The following is a 15,904-nucleotide window of genomic DNA, read 5'->3' as shown; positions in this document are numbered from 1 at the left end:
CGCGGCGATGAGACTCACCGTGGCACAGGCGCTCCTGCGGTTCCTCGCGAACCAGTGGTCGGAGCGCGACGGCGTGGAGCACCGGCTGGTGGCCGGATGCCTGGGCATCTTCGGCCACGGCAACGTCGCCGGGATCGGGCAGGCCCTGGCCGAGCGGGGCGCGGGAACGGACGGCGACCTCCCGTACTACCTGGCGCGCAACGAGCAGGCCATGGTGCACACCGCCGTCGGCTACGCGCGGGCCCGCAACCGGCTGTCCACCTTCGCCTGCACCAGCTCGATCGGCCCCGGCGCCACCAACATGGTCACCGGGGCGGCGCTGGCCACGATCAACCGGATCCCGGTGCTGCTGCTGCCCGGCGACGTCTTCGCCACCCGCGCCGCCGACCCGGTCCTGCAGCAGCTGGAGGATCCCCGCTTCCCCGACGTGACCGTCAACGACGCGCTGCGTCCCGTCTCCCGGTTCTTCGACAGGATCAACCGGCCCGAGCAGCTTCTCGCGGCCCTTCCGGCCGCGATGCGGGTGCTCGCCGACCCGGCCGAGACGGGCGCGGTCACCCTGGCGCTGCCGCAGGACGTGCAGGCGGAGGCGTACGACTGGCCCGAGGAGCTGTTCGCCCGCAGGGTGTGGCACGTGGCGCGGCCCGTTCCCGAACCCGCCGCGCTGGCGCGGGCGGTGGAGCTGGTCAGACGGTCGCGACGGCCGTTGATCATCGCGGGGGGCGGGGTGGTCTACAGCGAGGCGTGGGAGACGCTGGCCACCTTCGCCGCCGATCACGGCGTCCCGGTGGGGGAGACCCAGGCGGGCAAGGGGACGCTGCCGTACGACCACCCCTGCGCGGTCGGCGCGATCGGGCACACCGGCACCGCCGCCGCCAACGACCTGGCCCGTGACGCCGACCTGGTCATCGGGGTCGGCACCCGCTACACCGACTTCACCACCGCCTCCCGCACCCTGTTCGGCGAGGCCGCGTTCCTCAACGTCAACGTCGCGGCCTTCGACGCCGCCAAGCACTCCGGCGAGACGCTCGTCGCCGACGCCCGCGAGGCGCTGCGCGCCCTGGACCTCGGAAGCTGGAGCGCCGACCCCGGCTGGACCGCCAGGGCGACGCGCCTGACCCACGACTGGCAGGAGAAGGTCTCCCTGCTCACGATCGGGGAGGCGCTGACCCAGCCGGTGGTGCTCGGCATGGTCAACGAGGTGGCCCGGCCCTCGGACGTGGTGGTCAACGCGGCCGGGTCGATGCCCGGGGACCTGCACAAGTTGTGGCGCGCGAGCGACCCGAAGTCCTACCACGTCGAGTACGGCTACTCCTGCATGGGCTACGAGATCGCCGGAGGGCTCGGGGTGAAACTGGCCGCGCCGGAGCGCGAGGTGTTCGTGCTGGTCGGCGACGGGTCCTACCTGATGATGGCCCAGGAGATTGCCACCGCCGTGCAGGAGGGCGTCAAGCTCGTCGTGGTGCTGGTCGACAACCGGGGCTTCGCCTCCATCGGCGGCCTGTCGGAGTCGGTCGGGGCGGGACGCCTCGGCACCGCCTACCGGATGCGCGGGGCCGGGGGCGCGCTGGACGGCGCCCTCCTCCCTGTCGACCTCGCCGCCAACGCGGCCAGCCTGGGCGCCGGAGTGATCCGCGCCGACGGCCCCGAGTCGCTGCGGGTGGCGCTCACCAAGGCGCGGGAGGCCGTCGGCACCACCGTGGTGTATGTCGAGACGGTGCCCGGTCCCGGTCCCGAGACCACGGCCTGGTGGGACGTGCCGGTGGCGGAGGTGTCGGGGCTGCCGGAGGCGCGGCGGGCCCGTGCCGCCTACGAGCAGGCCAAGCGGGACCAGCGGCCCTACCTGTGAGACACCTCCGGGCCCTCCCGCGCGGCCACGGTCGTGCTCCACGGCTTTTCCGCGCGGCTACGGTCGCGCGGCGGGTTCCGGGTCCGGCTGGAAGCCCCTGGCGAGGAACACGATCAGGGCCACCAGGACGGCGGCGGGCACGAACGCCACCCGGACGCTCACCACGTCGTTGAGCGTCCCGACCACGGCGGCGCCGACGAGGAAGCCGACGTAGTTGAACAGGTTGACCCGCGCGATCGCGGTCTCCGCCCCGGCACCCAGACGGCCCGCGGCCGAGAACGACTGCGGGGCGATGACGGACAGGCCGACGCCGATCAGGCCGAACGACACGACGGCCACCACGACGCCGGGCGCGACGACGACCCCCAGCGTGCCCACCGCCGCGATCACCGCGCCCGCGCGGACCACCGGCGCCGGTCCGTACCTGCGGACGGCGAGGTCGCCGGGGACCCGTGCCAGGAGCATGGTCGCCTGGTAGACGAGGTAGGCGAACGGCACCAGCCAGCCACTCGCCGCCAGCGCCTTCTCCATGTAGACCGTGCCGTAGTTGGAGACCGCCGCGTCGCCGACGTACAGGAACGCCATCGCCAGGCAGAGCGGGATGATCGGCCGCCACGGCACCCGGGGCGCCACGCGCGCGGCCCGCTCGCCGGACCCCACATCGGCCCGCTCCTCGTCCCGTCCGTAGAGGCGGGGAAGCATGACCACCGAGACCACCGCGCCGATCAGCGCCGGGACGGAGAAGGACCAGCCCAGCTCCACGCCGAGCGCGCTGAAGGCGGAGTTGAACCCGGCGCCCAGCATCGAGCCGACGCTCCACACGGCGTGGAAGCCGGTCAGCACGCTCATGCCGTACCGGCGCTCGACCGCGACCGCCTGCATGTTCATCGCCGCGTCCACCGCGCCGAGAAACAGGCCGAACACCGCGCTGAGCGCGTACAGCCCGGCGAGCTGCTCGTTCCAGCCCGACAGGACCACGGCGGCACAGACGCCGACCTGGGAGATCCGCAGGACCGGGGCGCTGCCGTACCGGCCCGCCAGGAGCCCCGCGACGGCGCTGCCGACCCCGGCGATCACCGGCACGAGCAGCAGGACCAGGGTGAGGTCGCCATCACTGAGCCCGAACCTGTGCTGGAGGTCGATCACATGGGTGAGCAGGGTGGCGAGGCAGAGGCCCTGGACGAAGAACGCCGCCCAGGTCGCCACGCGCGCCTGCCTGTCACGTGGGGTCGGCATGACGACCTCCGGGGAACATGAGGGGGATTCAAGTTCCCGTCAGGGTAAAGGTGGGGTACCCGGGGGTCAATCACCGGTCACCTGCTGGTTTCATCGGCCTGGCCGGACGGGGCGTTCGAGGTCTTGGCCGGGTGGGACGGGGTCCTCGAAGCGGAGAGGGCCGGGATCGCCGGTGAGTCAGGCTCCGCTGGGCCGGTGGCATGGGTCGTCCGTCGGATGTCCGAGCTTCCGGGGCATGTCGGCGCTCTCGTGTCCCTGCCGGAGCCCCGGCAGGGATTATGGTCGAAGGGTGGAGAGTCCCCGTCCCCCCGCCGTCCGCCGTTACGACCCCGAGCCGAGCCCCGCCGACCTGAGGGCCGGAGACGTCGACCGTGAGAGAGTGGCCGCCGTGCTGGGCGACGCGCTCGCCGACGGGCGTCTCGACCACGAGGAGCACGACGAGCGCACCGAGGCCCTCTACCGCGCCCGCACGCTGGGAGAGCTGTCCGCGCTCACCGCCGACCTGCTCCCGCCCGAGGCGCAGCCGCTCCGCACCGATGTCCGCCCGGTGGCGGCGTTCTTCGGCTCCGAGGAGCGCTCGGGCCGCTGGGTCGTGCCGACCCGGTTCACGGCCACCGCGATCTGCGCCAACGTCACGCTCGACCTGCGTGACGCGCTCCTCCAGTCCAGCCACGTGACCCTGCACGTCACCGTGATGGGCGGCACGCTCACCCTGATCGTTCCCGAGGGGGTACGGATCGAGATGCCCGCGTCGGCGTTCATGGGGGGCAAGAAGAACCAGGTTCCCGCCTCGCCCGACGGACCGGTCATCGAGATCACCGGTCTCGTCACGCTCGGGAGCATCGTGGCCAAGTCTCCCAAGCGTCCCCGCCGCTCCTGGTTCCGGCGCTGACACCGTTCCCGGTCCGGCGGCCGGTGGCGTTTCCGTGCCGCCGTCGCTCTCTTGCGTCAGGAACCCTTCGCTGAGACCCCTTCTTCAGGAGCCTTCGCCGAGGGCCCTGTGCCGAGGGGCGCTCCTCGGCTGAGGGCGGCCCCGGCCCCGGCCCGACCCGGGCCCGGCGCCCGGCCCTCAGGTGGCGCTGTCGAAGTTGATCGCACTGTAGGCCCGCAGCTTCCAGAGCTGATGCTCGCTCTCGATCTTCCGTATCGTCCCGGAACGGCCGCGCATGACCAGGGAGTTGGTGATGGCCCTCCCCGCGCGGTAACGGACGCCCTGCATCAGCTCGCCGTCGGTGATCCCGGTGGCCGCGAAGAACACGTCGTCGGACCTGACCAGGTCGTCGGTGCTCAGCGTGGCGTCGAGGTCGAGGCCCGCGTCCAGCGCCCGGCGGCGTTCGGCGTCGTCCTGCGGCCAGAGCCTGCCCTGGATGACGCCGCCCAGGCACTTGAGCGCGCACGCGGCGATGATGCCCTCCGGGGTGCCGCCGATGCCGAGCATCAGGTCGACGCCCGTGCCCACCCGGGCCGCCATGATCGCACCGGCCACGTCGCCGTCGGTGATGAGCCTGATCCGGGCGCCGGTCTCCCGGATCTCCCGGATGATCTTTTCGTGGCGGGGACGGTCGAGGACGACCACGGTCACGTCCGAGGGGACGCCGCCCTTGGCGCGGGCCACCGCGGCGATGTTGTCGGCCACCGGCGCGTTGATGTCGACCGACGAGGCGGCCTCGGGGCCGGTGACCAGCTTGTCCATGTAGAAGACGGCCGACGGGTCGTACATCGAGCCGCGCTCGCTGACCGCGATCACCGAGATGCCGTTGGGCATGCCGAGCGCGGTGAGCCGGGTGCCGTCGATCGGGTCCACGGCCACGTCGCACGCCGCGCCGCTGCCATCACCAACGTGCTCGCCGTTGTAGAGCATCGGCGCGTTGTCCTTCTCACCCTCGCCGATCACCACCACGCCGCTCATGGACACCGTGTTGATCAACTGGCGCATGGCGTTCACCGCGGCGCCGTCGGCGCCGTTCTTGTCACCTCGTCCGACCCAGCGGGCACCGGCCATCGCGGCCGCCTCCGTGACCCGGACCAGTTCCAGAGCGAGGTTGCGATCGGGCGCGTGCTCTCCCGCGGCGAGGGCGTCGGGAACGGACGTCTCATCGGACATGGTGGGAAACCCCTCTCGTGGTCAATGCAACGATCGTAGTTGGCCCCCCTCTGACCGGTCGGCGGAGGATAATGTGCCCACCATGAGCAGCGACACGGAACGACTGGTGAAAGGCGTGGGTGCGCGGACCTCCGAGCGAGGGGCCGCCACACGCGTCGCGCTCCTGTCCGCCGCGAGGGAGATCTTCGTCACGAGCGGTTTCGCCGAAACCGGGGTCACCGACGTGGTCGCCCGCGCGGGAGCCAGTGTCGGAAGTCTTTACCACCATTTTTCCGGCAAAGCCGACCTCTACCTCACGCTTTTCGAGGAGTTCCAGACCCGTCAGGCTCAGCGGACCAAGCAGGCGGTCCAGGACGCCAGGGGGGAGGGTGAGGGCGACCCGATGCGGCTGTTCATCGCCGGGGCCCGCGCCTACCTGGAGGGCTGCCTGGCCGAGCGGGAGATCTCCGCGCTGTTCCTGCGCGGAGACGGGCCGCCGGGGTTCGAGGTCATCATGCGCGACCGGCTCCGGCAGTGGGCCAAGCGCAACGCCGCCCTGTTCGAGGGCGACGAGGGAGCACTGGTCGTGGTCCTCACCGGCGCGCTCGCCGCCGCGGTCTCCGAGGTCGCCCTGTCCGACGACGAGGACGCCTCCCGGGCCCTCGCCGAGGACGTGCTGACCATCATCGCCCAGATCCGCCGCCCCTGAGGACGGACCGCCCTCCCGAACGGATAGTGTCGACAGTCGTGCGAAGGTTCACTCAGGGCTTCTACGGCTATGTGGTCGCGATGGCGGTCTGTCTGGGCGCTGTCGGCCTGTTCCTGCTGGTCACTCCGCAGAGCAGGACCGAGCACATCCCCAGGGTCGACTACTCGATCGCCCTCGCCGACCTGCGCCGTACGGCACCCTTCCAGCTGTGGGCGCCCGAGCCCGTCGCCGCCGGGTGGGTCCCGAACAGCTCCAGGAACACGAACGCCAACGGCGTCACGACCTGGAGGCTCGGCTTCGCCACCGCCAAGCGCTTCCACGCGATGCTCGCCCAGAGCAACGAGAAGCCCGCGGCCGAGTTCGCCAACCGGCTCTCCAACACCTCCACGGTCACCGGCACCGTCCAGATCAACGGCGTGACCTGGGAGCAGCGCCTCCGCGAGGACAAGGACCAGCGTTCCCTCGTACGTTTCCTGCCGGACGTCACGATCGTCGTCACCGGCACCGCCCCGTGGGACGAGCTGTCCACCCTGGCCGGGTCCCTCAAACAGCAGCCGAGAAACACCTCCTGACGTCCGCCCCGCCGCGAAGGGCCCCTCGTTCGGGCTTTCTGGCGGGGTGCCGCTCTCTCGTACGCCGTTCCCGGCTTCGGATGGCGCCCGGTCGTACGGGGCACGCCCGCACCCGGCCTGTCCGCCCGGCGGCCGGGGTTTCCGCTCGCGGGACGGCGCCTGGGCCGGGGCCGCTCGGAAAGGTCAGAGCTCGGAAAGGTCAGAGCTTGGAAAGGTCAGAAGGGGGCGTCTCCGGCCGGGTCGGGGTGCCGCCGCTGTGTCATGGCCGCCGCGAGCTTCACCCTGGCCCCCTGGAGCCACTCCTCGCAGACCGCGGCCAGCTTCTCGCCGCGCTCCCAGAGCTCGATCGACTGTTCCAGCGTGAGCCCGCCCGCCTCAAGGCTGCGGACCACCTCGGTCAGCTCCTCGCGCGCCTGCTCGTACGACGGTGTCTTCTTATCGGCCACGCCCCCACCTTAGGTCGTGTCCCAAGGATCTTCAGCCCGTGACGCCCACCCGGCGCGGCTCCCGGCGCCGTCCCGGCACGGTCTCACCGGTGACGGCCACCTGACGACGCCTCACCGTCTGCGGGGTTGGCACGCTACCGCCCGTGGTCCGCCACCGGCGCAGCGCGCATCCGCGACGGCGTGATCCACGGCGAACCTCCCCGGCCGCTCCATCGGGGCGTACAGCTGGCACAATGCCCGGGTGAGCGTTCGTGAGGCGATCCCGGAGGACATCCCCGAGCTGGTGCGTCTCCGTGAGGTCCTGGCCGACCGGATGGCCCAGGACGGCAGTTACCCGATCGACGAAGCGTGGCAGGGGGCCTACGCGGAGAGCCTCGAAGAGCGGCTGGGCAGCTCCGACACGGCCGTCTACGTGGTGGACGCCCCCGGCGCGGGGCTGGCGGCCTGCGGGATCGGCCTCATCTTCCAGCGCTTTCCCGGCCCCTCCCTCCCCGACGGCCGCTACGGCTACGTCCAGGGCATGACCACCGACCCCCGGCACCGGCGCCGGGGGCACGGCCGGGCGATCATGGGGGCCCTCCTGGAGTGGTACCGAGGCAGCGGGGTCCACAGGGTCGACCTGCACGCGACCTCCGACGCCGAACCCCTCTACCGGGAGTTCGGCTTCGTCGACGACGGCTATCCCTCGCTCACGTGGCGGTCTCGCTCCTGACCGTCACCCGGTCGTCGGGGAAGCGCACCGTCAGCTCGTCACCGGGGGAGACCTCGCTCGCGAGCCGTACGACGTCGCCCGAGGGACGCTGCACGATCGCGTAGCCGCGCTCCAGCGTGGCGGCGGGAGACAGCGAGATCAGGCGGGCGCGCAGGTGCTCCAGCGAATCCTGGGCGCGGTCCAGGGAGGCGGTGAGGGAACGTCTCGCCCGGTCCCTGAGCTGCTCGGCCTGCTCGGCCCTGCGTTCGACCTCGCGCACCGGGTCGGCGAGAGCGGGCCGGGAGCGGGCCGCCGCCAGCCAGGCCGTCTCGCGGTCGAGCCAGCCGCCCGTCACCCTGCGGCCCCGGTCGCGGAGCTGGCGGATCAGCGTCATCTGCTCGCCGACGTCCGGCACGACCTTCTTCGCGGCGTCCGTCGGCGTGGACGCGCGCACGTCGGCGACCAGGTCGAGCAGCGGATTGTCCTGTTCGTGGCCGATCGCGCTGACCACGGGCGTGCGGCACGCCGCCACCGCCCGGACGAGGGCCTCGTCGGAGAAGGGCAGCAGATCCTCCATCGACCCACCGCCCCGCGCGACCACGATGACGTCGACCTCGCCGTCCGCGTCGAACTTGCGCAGCGCCTCGGTGACCTCGCCGACCGCGTACGGCCCCTGCACGGCCACCGGCTCGACCTTGAACCGCACGGCGGGCCAGCGGCGCCGAGAGTTCTCCAGCACGTCGCGTTCGGCGGCCGAGTCACGACCGCAGATCAGCCCGACCGTGCCCGGCAGGAACGGCAGCCGCCGCTTCCTGTCGACACCGAAGAGCCCCTCGGACGCGAGCACCTGGCGCAGCCGCTCCAGCCGCGCCAGCAACTCGCCGACCCCGACCGGCCGCAACTCCAGCGCGGTGAACGCGAAGGAACCCTTGTTGACCCAGAAGTCGGGCTTCAGATGGGCCACGATCCTGGCGCCGTCGACCGGCCGGGGGAGGGTCGCCTCGTACACGCCGCGCGGGCAGGTGACCCGGGCCGACACGTTGGCCACCGGGTCGCGCAACGTCAGGAACACCGTGCCGCCACGGGCGGTCAACTCGGTGATCTGCCCCTCGACCCAGACGGTGCCGAGCTTGCCGATCCAGCCGCCGACCATCTGCAACACCGTGCGAACCGGGAGAGGCTGCTCAGGAGTGGTCTTCGAGCTCATGGCCGGGAGCCTACGCGCCGGGCGTGACTATTCCGCGCCCTCCAGCTTGGCCAGGCGGTTCTCGTACATCCGCACGACGACCTCACGGTCGGAGGTGGCCCGCTCGTAGGCGATCAGCTCCTGGATCTGCGCGGCGGTCCTGCCGCGCATCCGCGCCCGCAGGGACGCGACCGTCAGCCCCGCGTAGCCCGGCAGGGGCTCGGCGGGCGTGGCGGTCGTCGCCGTGGTGGTCGTCACGGTGGAGGGCTCGGCCGCCGTGGTGGTCGTCGCGGTGGCCGTCTCCGGGGAGGGCCCGGCCGCGTCGGCCGCCTCGGGTGCCGCGACCCTGGTCTTCGTCACCTCGACCACCGCGGCGTCCGCGGTCTCGGGCTTCGCGGTGTCGACCTTGGTGACCTCGACCTTCACCGCCGCGGGAGCCTCGGCCTCCGTCGTGGTGCTCGTCAGGGTGTCGCTTTCCGCGTTCCCGGTGTTCCCGGCCGTGGCCTCCGCCGGGGCGGCCTTGGTGGTCTTGCGGGTCCTGGTCGCCCTGGCCTTCGGGGTGGCCTTGGCCGCCTCGGGGGCGACGGCCTCCGACTCCGCGGCCTCGGTGACCGGAGTCTTGGCCTTGGCCCGGGTGGCCCTGGGCTTCCTGGCGGGGGCCTCGGCGACCGCGCTCGCCTCCGCGGCCTGGGGCTCCGCGACGGGAGCCTTGGCCTTGGCGGCCCTCGGCTTCCTGGCGGCGGGGGCCTTGACCTCGGCGACCTCGGTCGCGGGAACCTCGACCGGGGCGGCCTCGGCGGCCGTGGCCTCCGGGGTGGCGCTCTTGGCGGCCTCGGGCTCCACGGGTTCGGCGGCCGGAACGTCGCTGGCGGAGGTGTCCGTGACCTTGGTCTTGGCCTCGGCAGGCTCGGCGGTCTCGACGGCGGGCGGGGTTTCCTTGGTGACCGGGGTTTCCGTGGCCTTGACCTCGGCGGTGGCCGGGGCCTCGGCGGGCTTCGCCGTGGCGGTCCCGGACTCCGTGGCGGCGGGTGCCTCGGTGGTTCCGGCGACGGCCTCGGAAGCCTTGACCTCGGGAGCCTTGGCCTCGGGAGTGGAGGGCGCCTCGGTGTCGGGCTTGGTAGGGCTGAAGATGACCGGCTCAGGAGTGGTCCTGGCCCCGTTGCTCTCGGCGGCGGGCCTGCTCGCGGTCTGCCCCGGGCGCGGTGCGAAGATGACGGGTTCGCGGCGGGTGGGCTTCCCCGCCTGGTCCGTGGTCTCCTCGCCGGTCTTCGCGGTCTGGTCGGCGGTCGTCCCGACGGGCTCGTCGGTGGCCTCGCCCTGGCCGGAGGTGCCCTTGAGCCTGCTCCGGACGCGGTCGCCGAGGAGCAGAGCCTGGCCGACCCCGCTCAGCGCGCTCTGCAGCATGTGCAGCGGCAGGTCTTTTGCCTTTTGTGTGACATTGCGAATCATGTCGGGGACTGACATATCGTCTCCCTGGGAGGTCTGTATCGAGAAGGCTAGTGTGGCAAGACTTGTGCCGCATGAGCTTGTGGGACGTGTGGGCTGTCTCGCGGGCGTGTCCACGTAGCATAAGAGCATGACTTCAGACACCCCCGCGACTCGACGCGTGCTAGTGGCGAAGCCCCGTGGTTACTGCGCGGGGGTTGATCGTGCGGTCCAGGCCGTGGAGAAGGCGTTGGAGCAGTACGGTGCTCCGATCTACGTACGCAAGCAGATCGTCCACAACACCCACGTGGTCAGGACGCTGGAGCAGCGCGGAGCGATCTTCGTCGAGGAGACCGAGCAGGTGCCCGAGGGCGCCATCGTCGTCTTCTCCGCCCACGGCGTCTCCCCGGCGGTCCACCAGGAGGCCGCCCGGCGCAGCCTCAAGACGATCGACGCCACCTGCCCCCTGGTGACCAAGGTGCACAACGAGGCCAAGCGCTTCGCCTCCCAGGACTACGACATCCTCCTCATCGGCCACGAGGGTCACGAGGAGGTGGAGGGCACCGCGGGCGAGGCGCCCGACCACGTCCAGCTCGTCGACGGCCTGCACTCGGTCGACACCGTGCGGGTCAAGGACCCCGAGCGGCTCGTCTGGCTGTCGCAGACCACGCTCTCGGTGGACGAGACGACCGAGACGGTCTCCCGGCTCAAGGAGCGCTTCCCCAGCCTGATCGACCCCCCGAGCGACGACATCTGCTACGCCACCCAGAACCGCCAGGTCGCGGTCAAGGAGATCGCCGCCCAGGCCCAGCTGGTCATCGTCGTCGGCTCCGAGAACTCCTCCAACTCCAAGCGGCTGGTCGAGGTCGCCCTCGATCACGGGGCCGATGCCTCCTACCTGGTCGACGACGCCTCGCTCATCGACGACGCCTGGTTCGACGGCGTCACCACGGTCGGCGTGACGAGCGGCGCCTCGGTGCCCGAGGAGCTCGTCGCCGAGGTCCTGGCCCGCCTCGCGCGCAACGGTTTCGCGGACGTCGAAGAGGTCGAGTCCGTCCACGAGAGCGTGCGCTTCGCCCTCCCGCACGAGCTGCGCAAGGACCTGCGCGCCACGGTCTGATCACGCCGCTCCGGCCGACAGTTCTCCCCGGCAGGCCCCGTCACCCGAAGGCCCCCTTTTAAGGAGGCCTTCGTGAGTTCAGGGCCTGTGAGTCAGGGGCCTTCGAGAAGTTCCGCCGTCGCCCGTACGGGCATCGGTGCCGTCGCGCGGCCCGGCACGGATGCCCCGCGGGCCACCACGGCCCGCCGTCGCCGTGTGAGAAACCACCCGCGCGAAGCCCCGTGCCGGGCCGTCACTGCCCTTCGCGCGGGGTGCCGTACACCTTGGGCTCGAAGTATCCCTCGGGCTCGGGGGCGAAGGCCGTGCCGCCGCTGCCGTCCCCGCCGCTCCTGGGCCGGGGCACCGAGGCCTTGGACGCCCTGAGCTCCTCGCGCAGCTCGCGGACGCAGCGGGTCAGGCCACGGCGCCAGGCGATGACCAGCACCAGGAACGAGCCGCCGAACAGCCATGGGGCCCCCTGCGACAGCGCGGTGTACATGCCCAGGCCGAAGGCCTGCACGGGCGTGGCCGCGAACAGGGACCGGACCGCCTCGATGAACGCTGTGGTCACGAAGAAGACCAGGGGCGGGGACACCACCAGCGACAGCAGGTCCCGGCGGTTCACGAGCGACGCGGCGGCCACGCAACCGGCCACGAACGCCACCCCGGTCAGCGCCGTCACTCCCAGCAGCGCCTGCAGCACGCTGCCCACCAGCGTGGACGCCAGCACGAAGGCCAGCGCGCCCCGGACGGTCAGCCGGATGCCCGCGGTCCGGTCAAGCTCACTCATGCGATTACCCCGCCGACCGGCTGCACGCCGCCTCGCTCTTCCACCACTCGCCCCCTTGACCCTGCCCCTCGCGGACCCCGCGGGCCCTCGCGAGGCCCCGCGCCGTCGATCCCGCCGTCTCCAGTGTCCGGCCGCCGGAGCCTTCGGGGAACAGTTTTCAGGGCAGGTCGTTGGCCAACCTACCGTTCAAGCGGGATACGAGAGGCGAGCTTGGCTCCTCTTGCGCGAGTAGTTCCGGTGAGGTCAGGGCGCGCGGCAGGTCCTCGACCGCCTGCGGGGTGTCCAGATCTGTCTCGACCAGTCCCAGATCGTTCAGCTTGCGGGCGCTCACCAGCACCCGGGTCTCCAGCGAGCCGACCGTCCTGTTGTACGACTCCACGGCCCGGCTCAGCGAGCGGCCCAGGGCGTCGACGTTGCGTCCCATGCTGCTCAGCCGCTCGTACAGCTCCTTGCCGACCTCGAAGATCGCCCGCGCGTTCTCGCCCAGCGCGGCCTGCTGCCAGGCGTACTGCGCGGTGCGGAGCATGGTGATCAGCGTGGTCGGCGTGGCGATGTGGACCCGGCGCCGCATGGCGTACTCCAGCAGGGCGGGGTCGCGTTCCAGCGCTGGGGCGAGGAACGCCTCGCCGGGGATAAACAGGACCATGAACTCCGGCGCCGGGCTGAACGCCTGCCAGTAGGGCTTCGAGGCGAGCCGGTCGACGTGGTCGCGCACGTGCCGGGTGTGGGCGTCGAGCCGGGCCGACTGGTGGTCGGGGTCGGCCGACTCGGCGGCCTCCAGGTAGGCGGCGAGGGAGACCTTGGAGTCGACCACGATGTTCTTGCCACCGGCCAGCCGCACGATCATGTCGGGGCGCAGGACGCCGTCCGGCGTGGTGACGCTCACCTGCTCGTCGAAGTCGCAGAACCGCTGCATCCCGGCGATCTCGGCGACCCTGCGGAGCTGGAGCTCTCCCCAGCGGCCCCTGGCCTCGGGCCGCTGCAGGGCCCGTACCAGCGAGTTCGTCTGGGCGCGGAGCTGCTCGTTGCTCTCGCGGACGACGTCGATGTGCTTGGCCAGCTCGGCGTGGGCGGCCCGCTGGCCCGTCTGGGTGTCGCGCAGCTGCGTCTCGACGCGGGCGAGGGTGTCCTTCAGCGGTTCGATCAGGTGCTCGACGGCCTGCTTGCGCTGCTCCAGCTCACCGGCGGCCTCGGCCCGGTTGGCGGCCAGTCTCGTCTCCGCCAGCTCCAGGAACCGCAGGTTGTTGACGTCGAGCGCCCGGCTCGACAGGGCCTGGAAGCGTTCGGAGAGCTGCCCCTCGATGTAGACGACCTTCTCTTCGGCGATCTTCGCGCGGGCCTCGGCGTCGGCCAGGCGCGCCATGACGTCCGCGGCTCCCGAGGTGGCACGCGCCCGGCCCAGCAGGAACCCGATCGCGAGTCCCGCGGCGAGGCCCACCGCGAGCTGGAAGGAGAGAGCCATGACATCCACCCCGGCATGATTCCAGGCCCGGCCACTCCTGGCGCGCCGACACGCCTCCGCACCGGAACGAGCTCCGTTCGCATCTGTGACCCGCCCGCGGCGGGTAGCAGTGGGTCATTCCGCGTAAACTCGGCTCACGTGAGCCTGAGCATCGGCATCGTCGGATTGCCCAACGTCGGCAAGTCAACGCTTTTCAACGCGCTGACGAAGACCGCCAACGCCCTGGCGGCGAACTATCCGTTCGCCACCATCGAGCCCAACGTGGGCATCGTCGGCGTTCCCGACCCGCGTCTTGAGAAGCTGGCCGAGATCTTCGGGTCCGCCAAGATCCTGCCGGCGAAGGTCGAGTTCGTCGACATCGCCGGTCTGGTCCGCGGCGCCTCGGAGGGACAGGGGCGAGGCAACCAGTTCCTCGCCAACATCCGTGACACCGACGCGATCTGCCAGGTCATCCGGGTCTTCAACGACCCCGACGTGACCCACGTGGACGGCGACGTCGCCCCCGGCCGTGACATCGAGACGATCAACACCGAGCTGATCCTCGCCGACCTGCAGACCCTGGAGAAGGCGATTCCCCGCCTCCAGAAGGAGGCCAGGACCAACAAGGACCGCAAGGCCGCGCTCGACGCGGCGGAGGCGGCGTTCAAGCTCCTCGACGGCGGCACCACCCTGTACGCCGGGGCCAAGGGCGCGGGCATCGACCCGAAGGAGCTGCGCGAGCTGCACCTGCTGACGGCGAAGCCGTTCCTGTACGTCTTCAACCTCGACGCCGACGAGCTGGTGGACGAGAAGCTCCGGGCCCAGCTGTCGGCGCTCGTCGCACCGGCCGAGGCCGTCTTCCTCGACGCGAAGATCGAGTCCGAGCTCGTCGAGCTCGACGACACCGAGGCGCTGGAGCTCCTGCAGTCCGTCGGCCAGGAGGAGTCGGGCCTGACCCAGCTGGCCAGGGTCGGCTTCGAGACCCTGGGCCTGCAGACGTACCTGACCGCCGGTCCCAAGGAGACCAGGGCCTGGACGATCCGCAAGGGCGCCACCGCTCCCGAGGCGGCCGGGGTCATCCACACCGACTTCCAGCGCGGCTTCATCAAGGCCGAGATCGTCTCCTTCGACGAGCTCCTGGAGACCGGCTCCATCGCCTCCGCCCGCCAGGCGGGCAAGGCCCGCATCGAGGGCAAGGACTACGTCATGCGCGACGGCGACGTGGTGGAGTTCCGCTTCAACGTGTAGCGCGTTGCGAGCGTCGGGGAGGTGAGGACGCGGTGACGGCACTCACCATCGGCGCCTGCCTGTCCCTCTCCGGCAAGCATGCCCGCTTCGGCACGCAGGCCCGTCTCGGCTTGGAGATCTGGCACGCCGCGAACAGCGCGCCGGACCTGGTGATCCAGGACGACCGGAGTGACCCGGCGGTCCTGCGGGCGTCGCTCCGCGGGCTGTCGGACCGCTGCGACCTCCTGCTCGGCCCGTACTCGACCCGGCTGATGCGCGGGGCCGGTGACGTCGCCGCCGGACTCGGCCGCCTGATCTGGAACCACGGCGGATCAGGTGACGACGTCGAGGCGGCCCACCCCGGGCACGTCGTCTCGGTCCTGACGCCTGCCGGCCGATACGCGGAGCCGTTCCTGCGGCATCTGGCCGGCACCGGGGCACTCCCCGTACGGATCGTCTGTGGCAGGGGCGGTTTCGGCCGGCAGGTGGCCGCCGGTGCCGAGACGATCGCGCGTTCCCTCGGCATCGACACGGTCCGGCTCGGCCCCGGGGACGATCTGCCGCGAACGGCCGGGGGCGCTTGGGCTCTCCTCTGCGCCGGCGCCTTCGAAGAGGACGTCGAGACGGTCAAGCGAGCCAGATCACTGCCCGCACCACCACGGGTGGTGTGCGCGGTGGCGGCGGGCGTCCGCGAGTTCGGTGAGGCGATCGACGACCCCTATGGCGTCTACGGGGTCGGACAGTGGTTCCCCGGCACCGCGGACTCGGCCGAAGTGGGCATCGGCGAACCCGACTTCCTCGCCGCCTACCGAGACCGCGCCGGGACGCTCCCTGACTATCCAGCCGTTCAGGCGGTGGCCGCCGCGATCATCGCGACCCACTGCGCGACGGCGGCCGGCGACACGGGACGCGACGCCCTGTGGTCGGCCGCCGCGTCGTTGGAGACGACCACGTTGTTCGGCGCCTTCAAGATCGACCCCCGCACCGGTACGCAACTCGGCCATCGACCGGCGCTCATCAGGTGGGAGTCCGACGGGCCTGTGGCGGCCTGAGGCTCGACGGTGGCTGGTCACCACCTGTCCCGCCTTGCCCGTGGTACGCGCTTCGCGTGGAGCGCGGCGTACGCCCGGGAAGACTGATTTGGCGCTGT

15 protein-coding genes are annotated in these 15,904 nt (G+C 71.6%); 8 read left to right on the top strand and 7 right to left on the bottom strand.

The features are described from left to right. Window positions 1–7 precede the first annotated feature (7 nt). Window positions 8–1,849 (top strand): 3D-(3,5/4)-trihydroxycyclohexane-1,2-dione acylhydrolase (decyclizing), encoded by a 1,842-nt coding sequence (gene iolD / locus ABD817_RS28870; RefSeq protein ID WP_344921348.1) that lies wholly within the window; start codon window positions 8–10, stop codon window positions 1,847–1,849. Window positions 1,850–1,906: 57 nt separating this feature from the next. Here iolD and ABD817_RS28865 read toward each other — a convergent pair whose 3' ends face one another. After that, window positions 1,907–3,085 (bottom strand): MFS transporter, encoded by a 1,179-nt coding sequence (locus ABD817_RS28865; protein ID WP_344921347.1) that lies wholly within the window; start codon window positions 3,083–3,085, stop codon window positions 1,907–1,909. Window positions 3,086–3,374: 289 nt separating this feature from the next. On the opposite strand from ABD817_RS28865, the gene ABD817_RS28860 reads away from it, so the two are divergent. Beyond that, a complete protein-coding gene (locus tag ABD817_RS28860) occupies window positions 3,375–3,977 on the top strand; it encodes a DUF1707 SHOCT-like domain-containing protein (protein WP_344921346.1) in 603 nt (200 codons plus the stop codon). A 177-nt stretch (window positions 3,978–4,154) separates the two neighbouring features. Here ABD817_RS28860 and glpX read toward each other — a convergent pair whose 3' ends face one another. Then, on the bottom strand, window positions 4,155–5,189 hold the full coding sequence (gene glpX / locus ABD817_RS28855) for a class II fructose-bisphosphatase (protein WP_344921345.1): 1,035 nt from the start codon (window positions 5,187–5,189) through the stop codon (window positions 4,155–4,157). 82 nt (window positions 5,190–5,271) lie between these two features. Here glpX and ABD817_RS28850 point away from each other — a divergent pair, with 82 nt between their 5' ends. Then, window positions 5,272–5,877, top strand: a complete 606-nt coding sequence (locus tag ABD817_RS28850) for a TetR/AcrR family transcriptional regulator (protein WP_344921344.1) — start codon at window positions 5,272–5,274, stop codon at window positions 5,875–5,877. A gap of 38 nt (window positions 5,878–5,915) precedes the next feature. Beyond that, entirely contained in the window at window positions 5,916–6,449 is a 534-nt protein-coding gene (locus ABD817_RS28845; RefSeq protein ID WP_344921343.1) for a DUF4245 domain-containing protein, read from the top strand. Between the two features lie 215 nt (window positions 6,450–6,664). On the opposite strand, the gene ABD817_RS28840 is transcribed toward ABD817_RS28845, so the two are convergent. After that, the gene (locus ABD817_RS28840; protein ID WP_344921342.1) at window positions 6,665–6,895 is read right to left on the bottom strand and encodes an exodeoxyribonuclease VII small subunit; all 231 of its coding nucleotides are present in this window, start codon (window positions 6,893–6,895) and stop codon (window positions 6,665–6,667) included. Between the two features lie 241 nt (window positions 6,896–7,136). Here ABD817_RS28840 and ABD817_RS28835 point away from each other — a divergent pair, with 241 nt between their 5' ends. Continuing rightward, window positions 7,137–7,607, top strand: a complete 471-nt coding sequence (locus ABD817_RS28835) for a GNAT family N-acetyltransferase (RefSeq protein ID WP_344921341.1) — start codon at window positions 7,137–7,139, stop codon at window positions 7,605–7,607. Here ABD817_RS28835 and xseA read toward each other — a convergent pair. Together xseA and ABD817_RS28825 are read right to left on the bottom strand one after the other, a co-directional pair. Further along, window positions 7,585–8,793, bottom strand: a complete 1,209-nt coding sequence (gene xseA, locus ABD817_RS28830) for an exodeoxyribonuclease VII large subunit (RefSeq protein ID WP_344921340.1) — start codon at window positions 8,791–8,793, stop codon at window positions 7,585–7,587. The genes ABD817_RS28835 and xseA overlap by 23 nt on opposite strands. 27 nt (window positions 8,794–8,820) lie before the next feature. After that, window positions 8,821–10,236 (bottom strand): hypothetical protein, encoded by a 1,416-nt coding sequence (locus ABD817_RS28825; protein WP_344921339.1) that lies wholly within the window; start codon window positions 10,234–10,236, stop codon window positions 8,821–8,823. Between the two features lie 112 nt (window positions 10,237–10,348). On the opposite strand from ABD817_RS28825, the gene ABD817_RS28820 reads away from it, so the two are divergent. Next, entirely contained in the window at window positions 10,349–11,317 is a 969-nt protein-coding gene (locus tag ABD817_RS28820; protein WP_344921338.1) for a 4-hydroxy-3-methylbut-2-enyl diphosphate reductase, read from the top strand. Between the two features lie 232 nt (window positions 11,318–11,549). Here ABD817_RS28820 and ABD817_RS28815 read toward each other — a convergent pair whose 3' ends face one another. Both ABD817_RS28815 and ABD817_RS28810 read right to left on the bottom strand, forming a co-directional pair. Continuing rightward, window positions 11,550–12,086, bottom strand: coding sequence for a DUF6542 domain-containing protein (locus ABD817_RS28815; RefSeq protein WP_344921337.1), 537 nt, complete (start codon window positions 12,084–12,086; stop codon window positions 11,550–11,552). A gap of 157 nt (window positions 12,087–12,243) precedes the next feature. Continuing rightward, window positions 12,244–13,548: a DNA recombination protein RmuC gene (locus ABD817_RS28810; protein WP_344921493.1), complete on the bottom strand. Its 1,305-nt coding sequence runs from the start codon at window positions 13,546–13,548 to the stop codon at window positions 12,244–12,246. A 138-nt stretch (window positions 13,549–13,686) separates the two neighbouring features. Between ABD817_RS28810 and ychF the strand changes: the two genes are divergently transcribed. Both ychF and ABD817_RS28800 read left to right on the top strand, forming a co-directional pair. Continuing rightward, a complete protein-coding gene (ychF, locus tag ABD817_RS28805; protein ID WP_344921335.1) occupies window positions 13,687–14,775 on the top strand; it encodes a redox-regulated ATPase YchF in 1,089 nt (362 codons plus the stop codon). Window positions 14,776–14,807: 32 nt separating this feature from the next. Further along, entirely contained in the window at window positions 14,808–15,806 is a 999-nt protein-coding gene (locus ABD817_RS28800; protein WP_344921334.1) for an ABC transporter substrate-binding protein, read from the top strand. Window positions 15,807–15,904: the final 98 nt, after the last annotated feature.

The organism is Streptosporangium oxazolinicum (genome assembly GCF_039537505.1).
GTDB classification, from domain to species: domain Bacteria; phylum Actinomycetota; class Actinomycetes; order Streptosporangiales; family Streptosporangiaceae; genus Streptosporangium; species Streptosporangium oxazolinicum.
The sequence above is the reverse complement of the archived record's forward strand: the minus strand, read 5'-3'. Positions and strand labels throughout refer to the sequence as shown.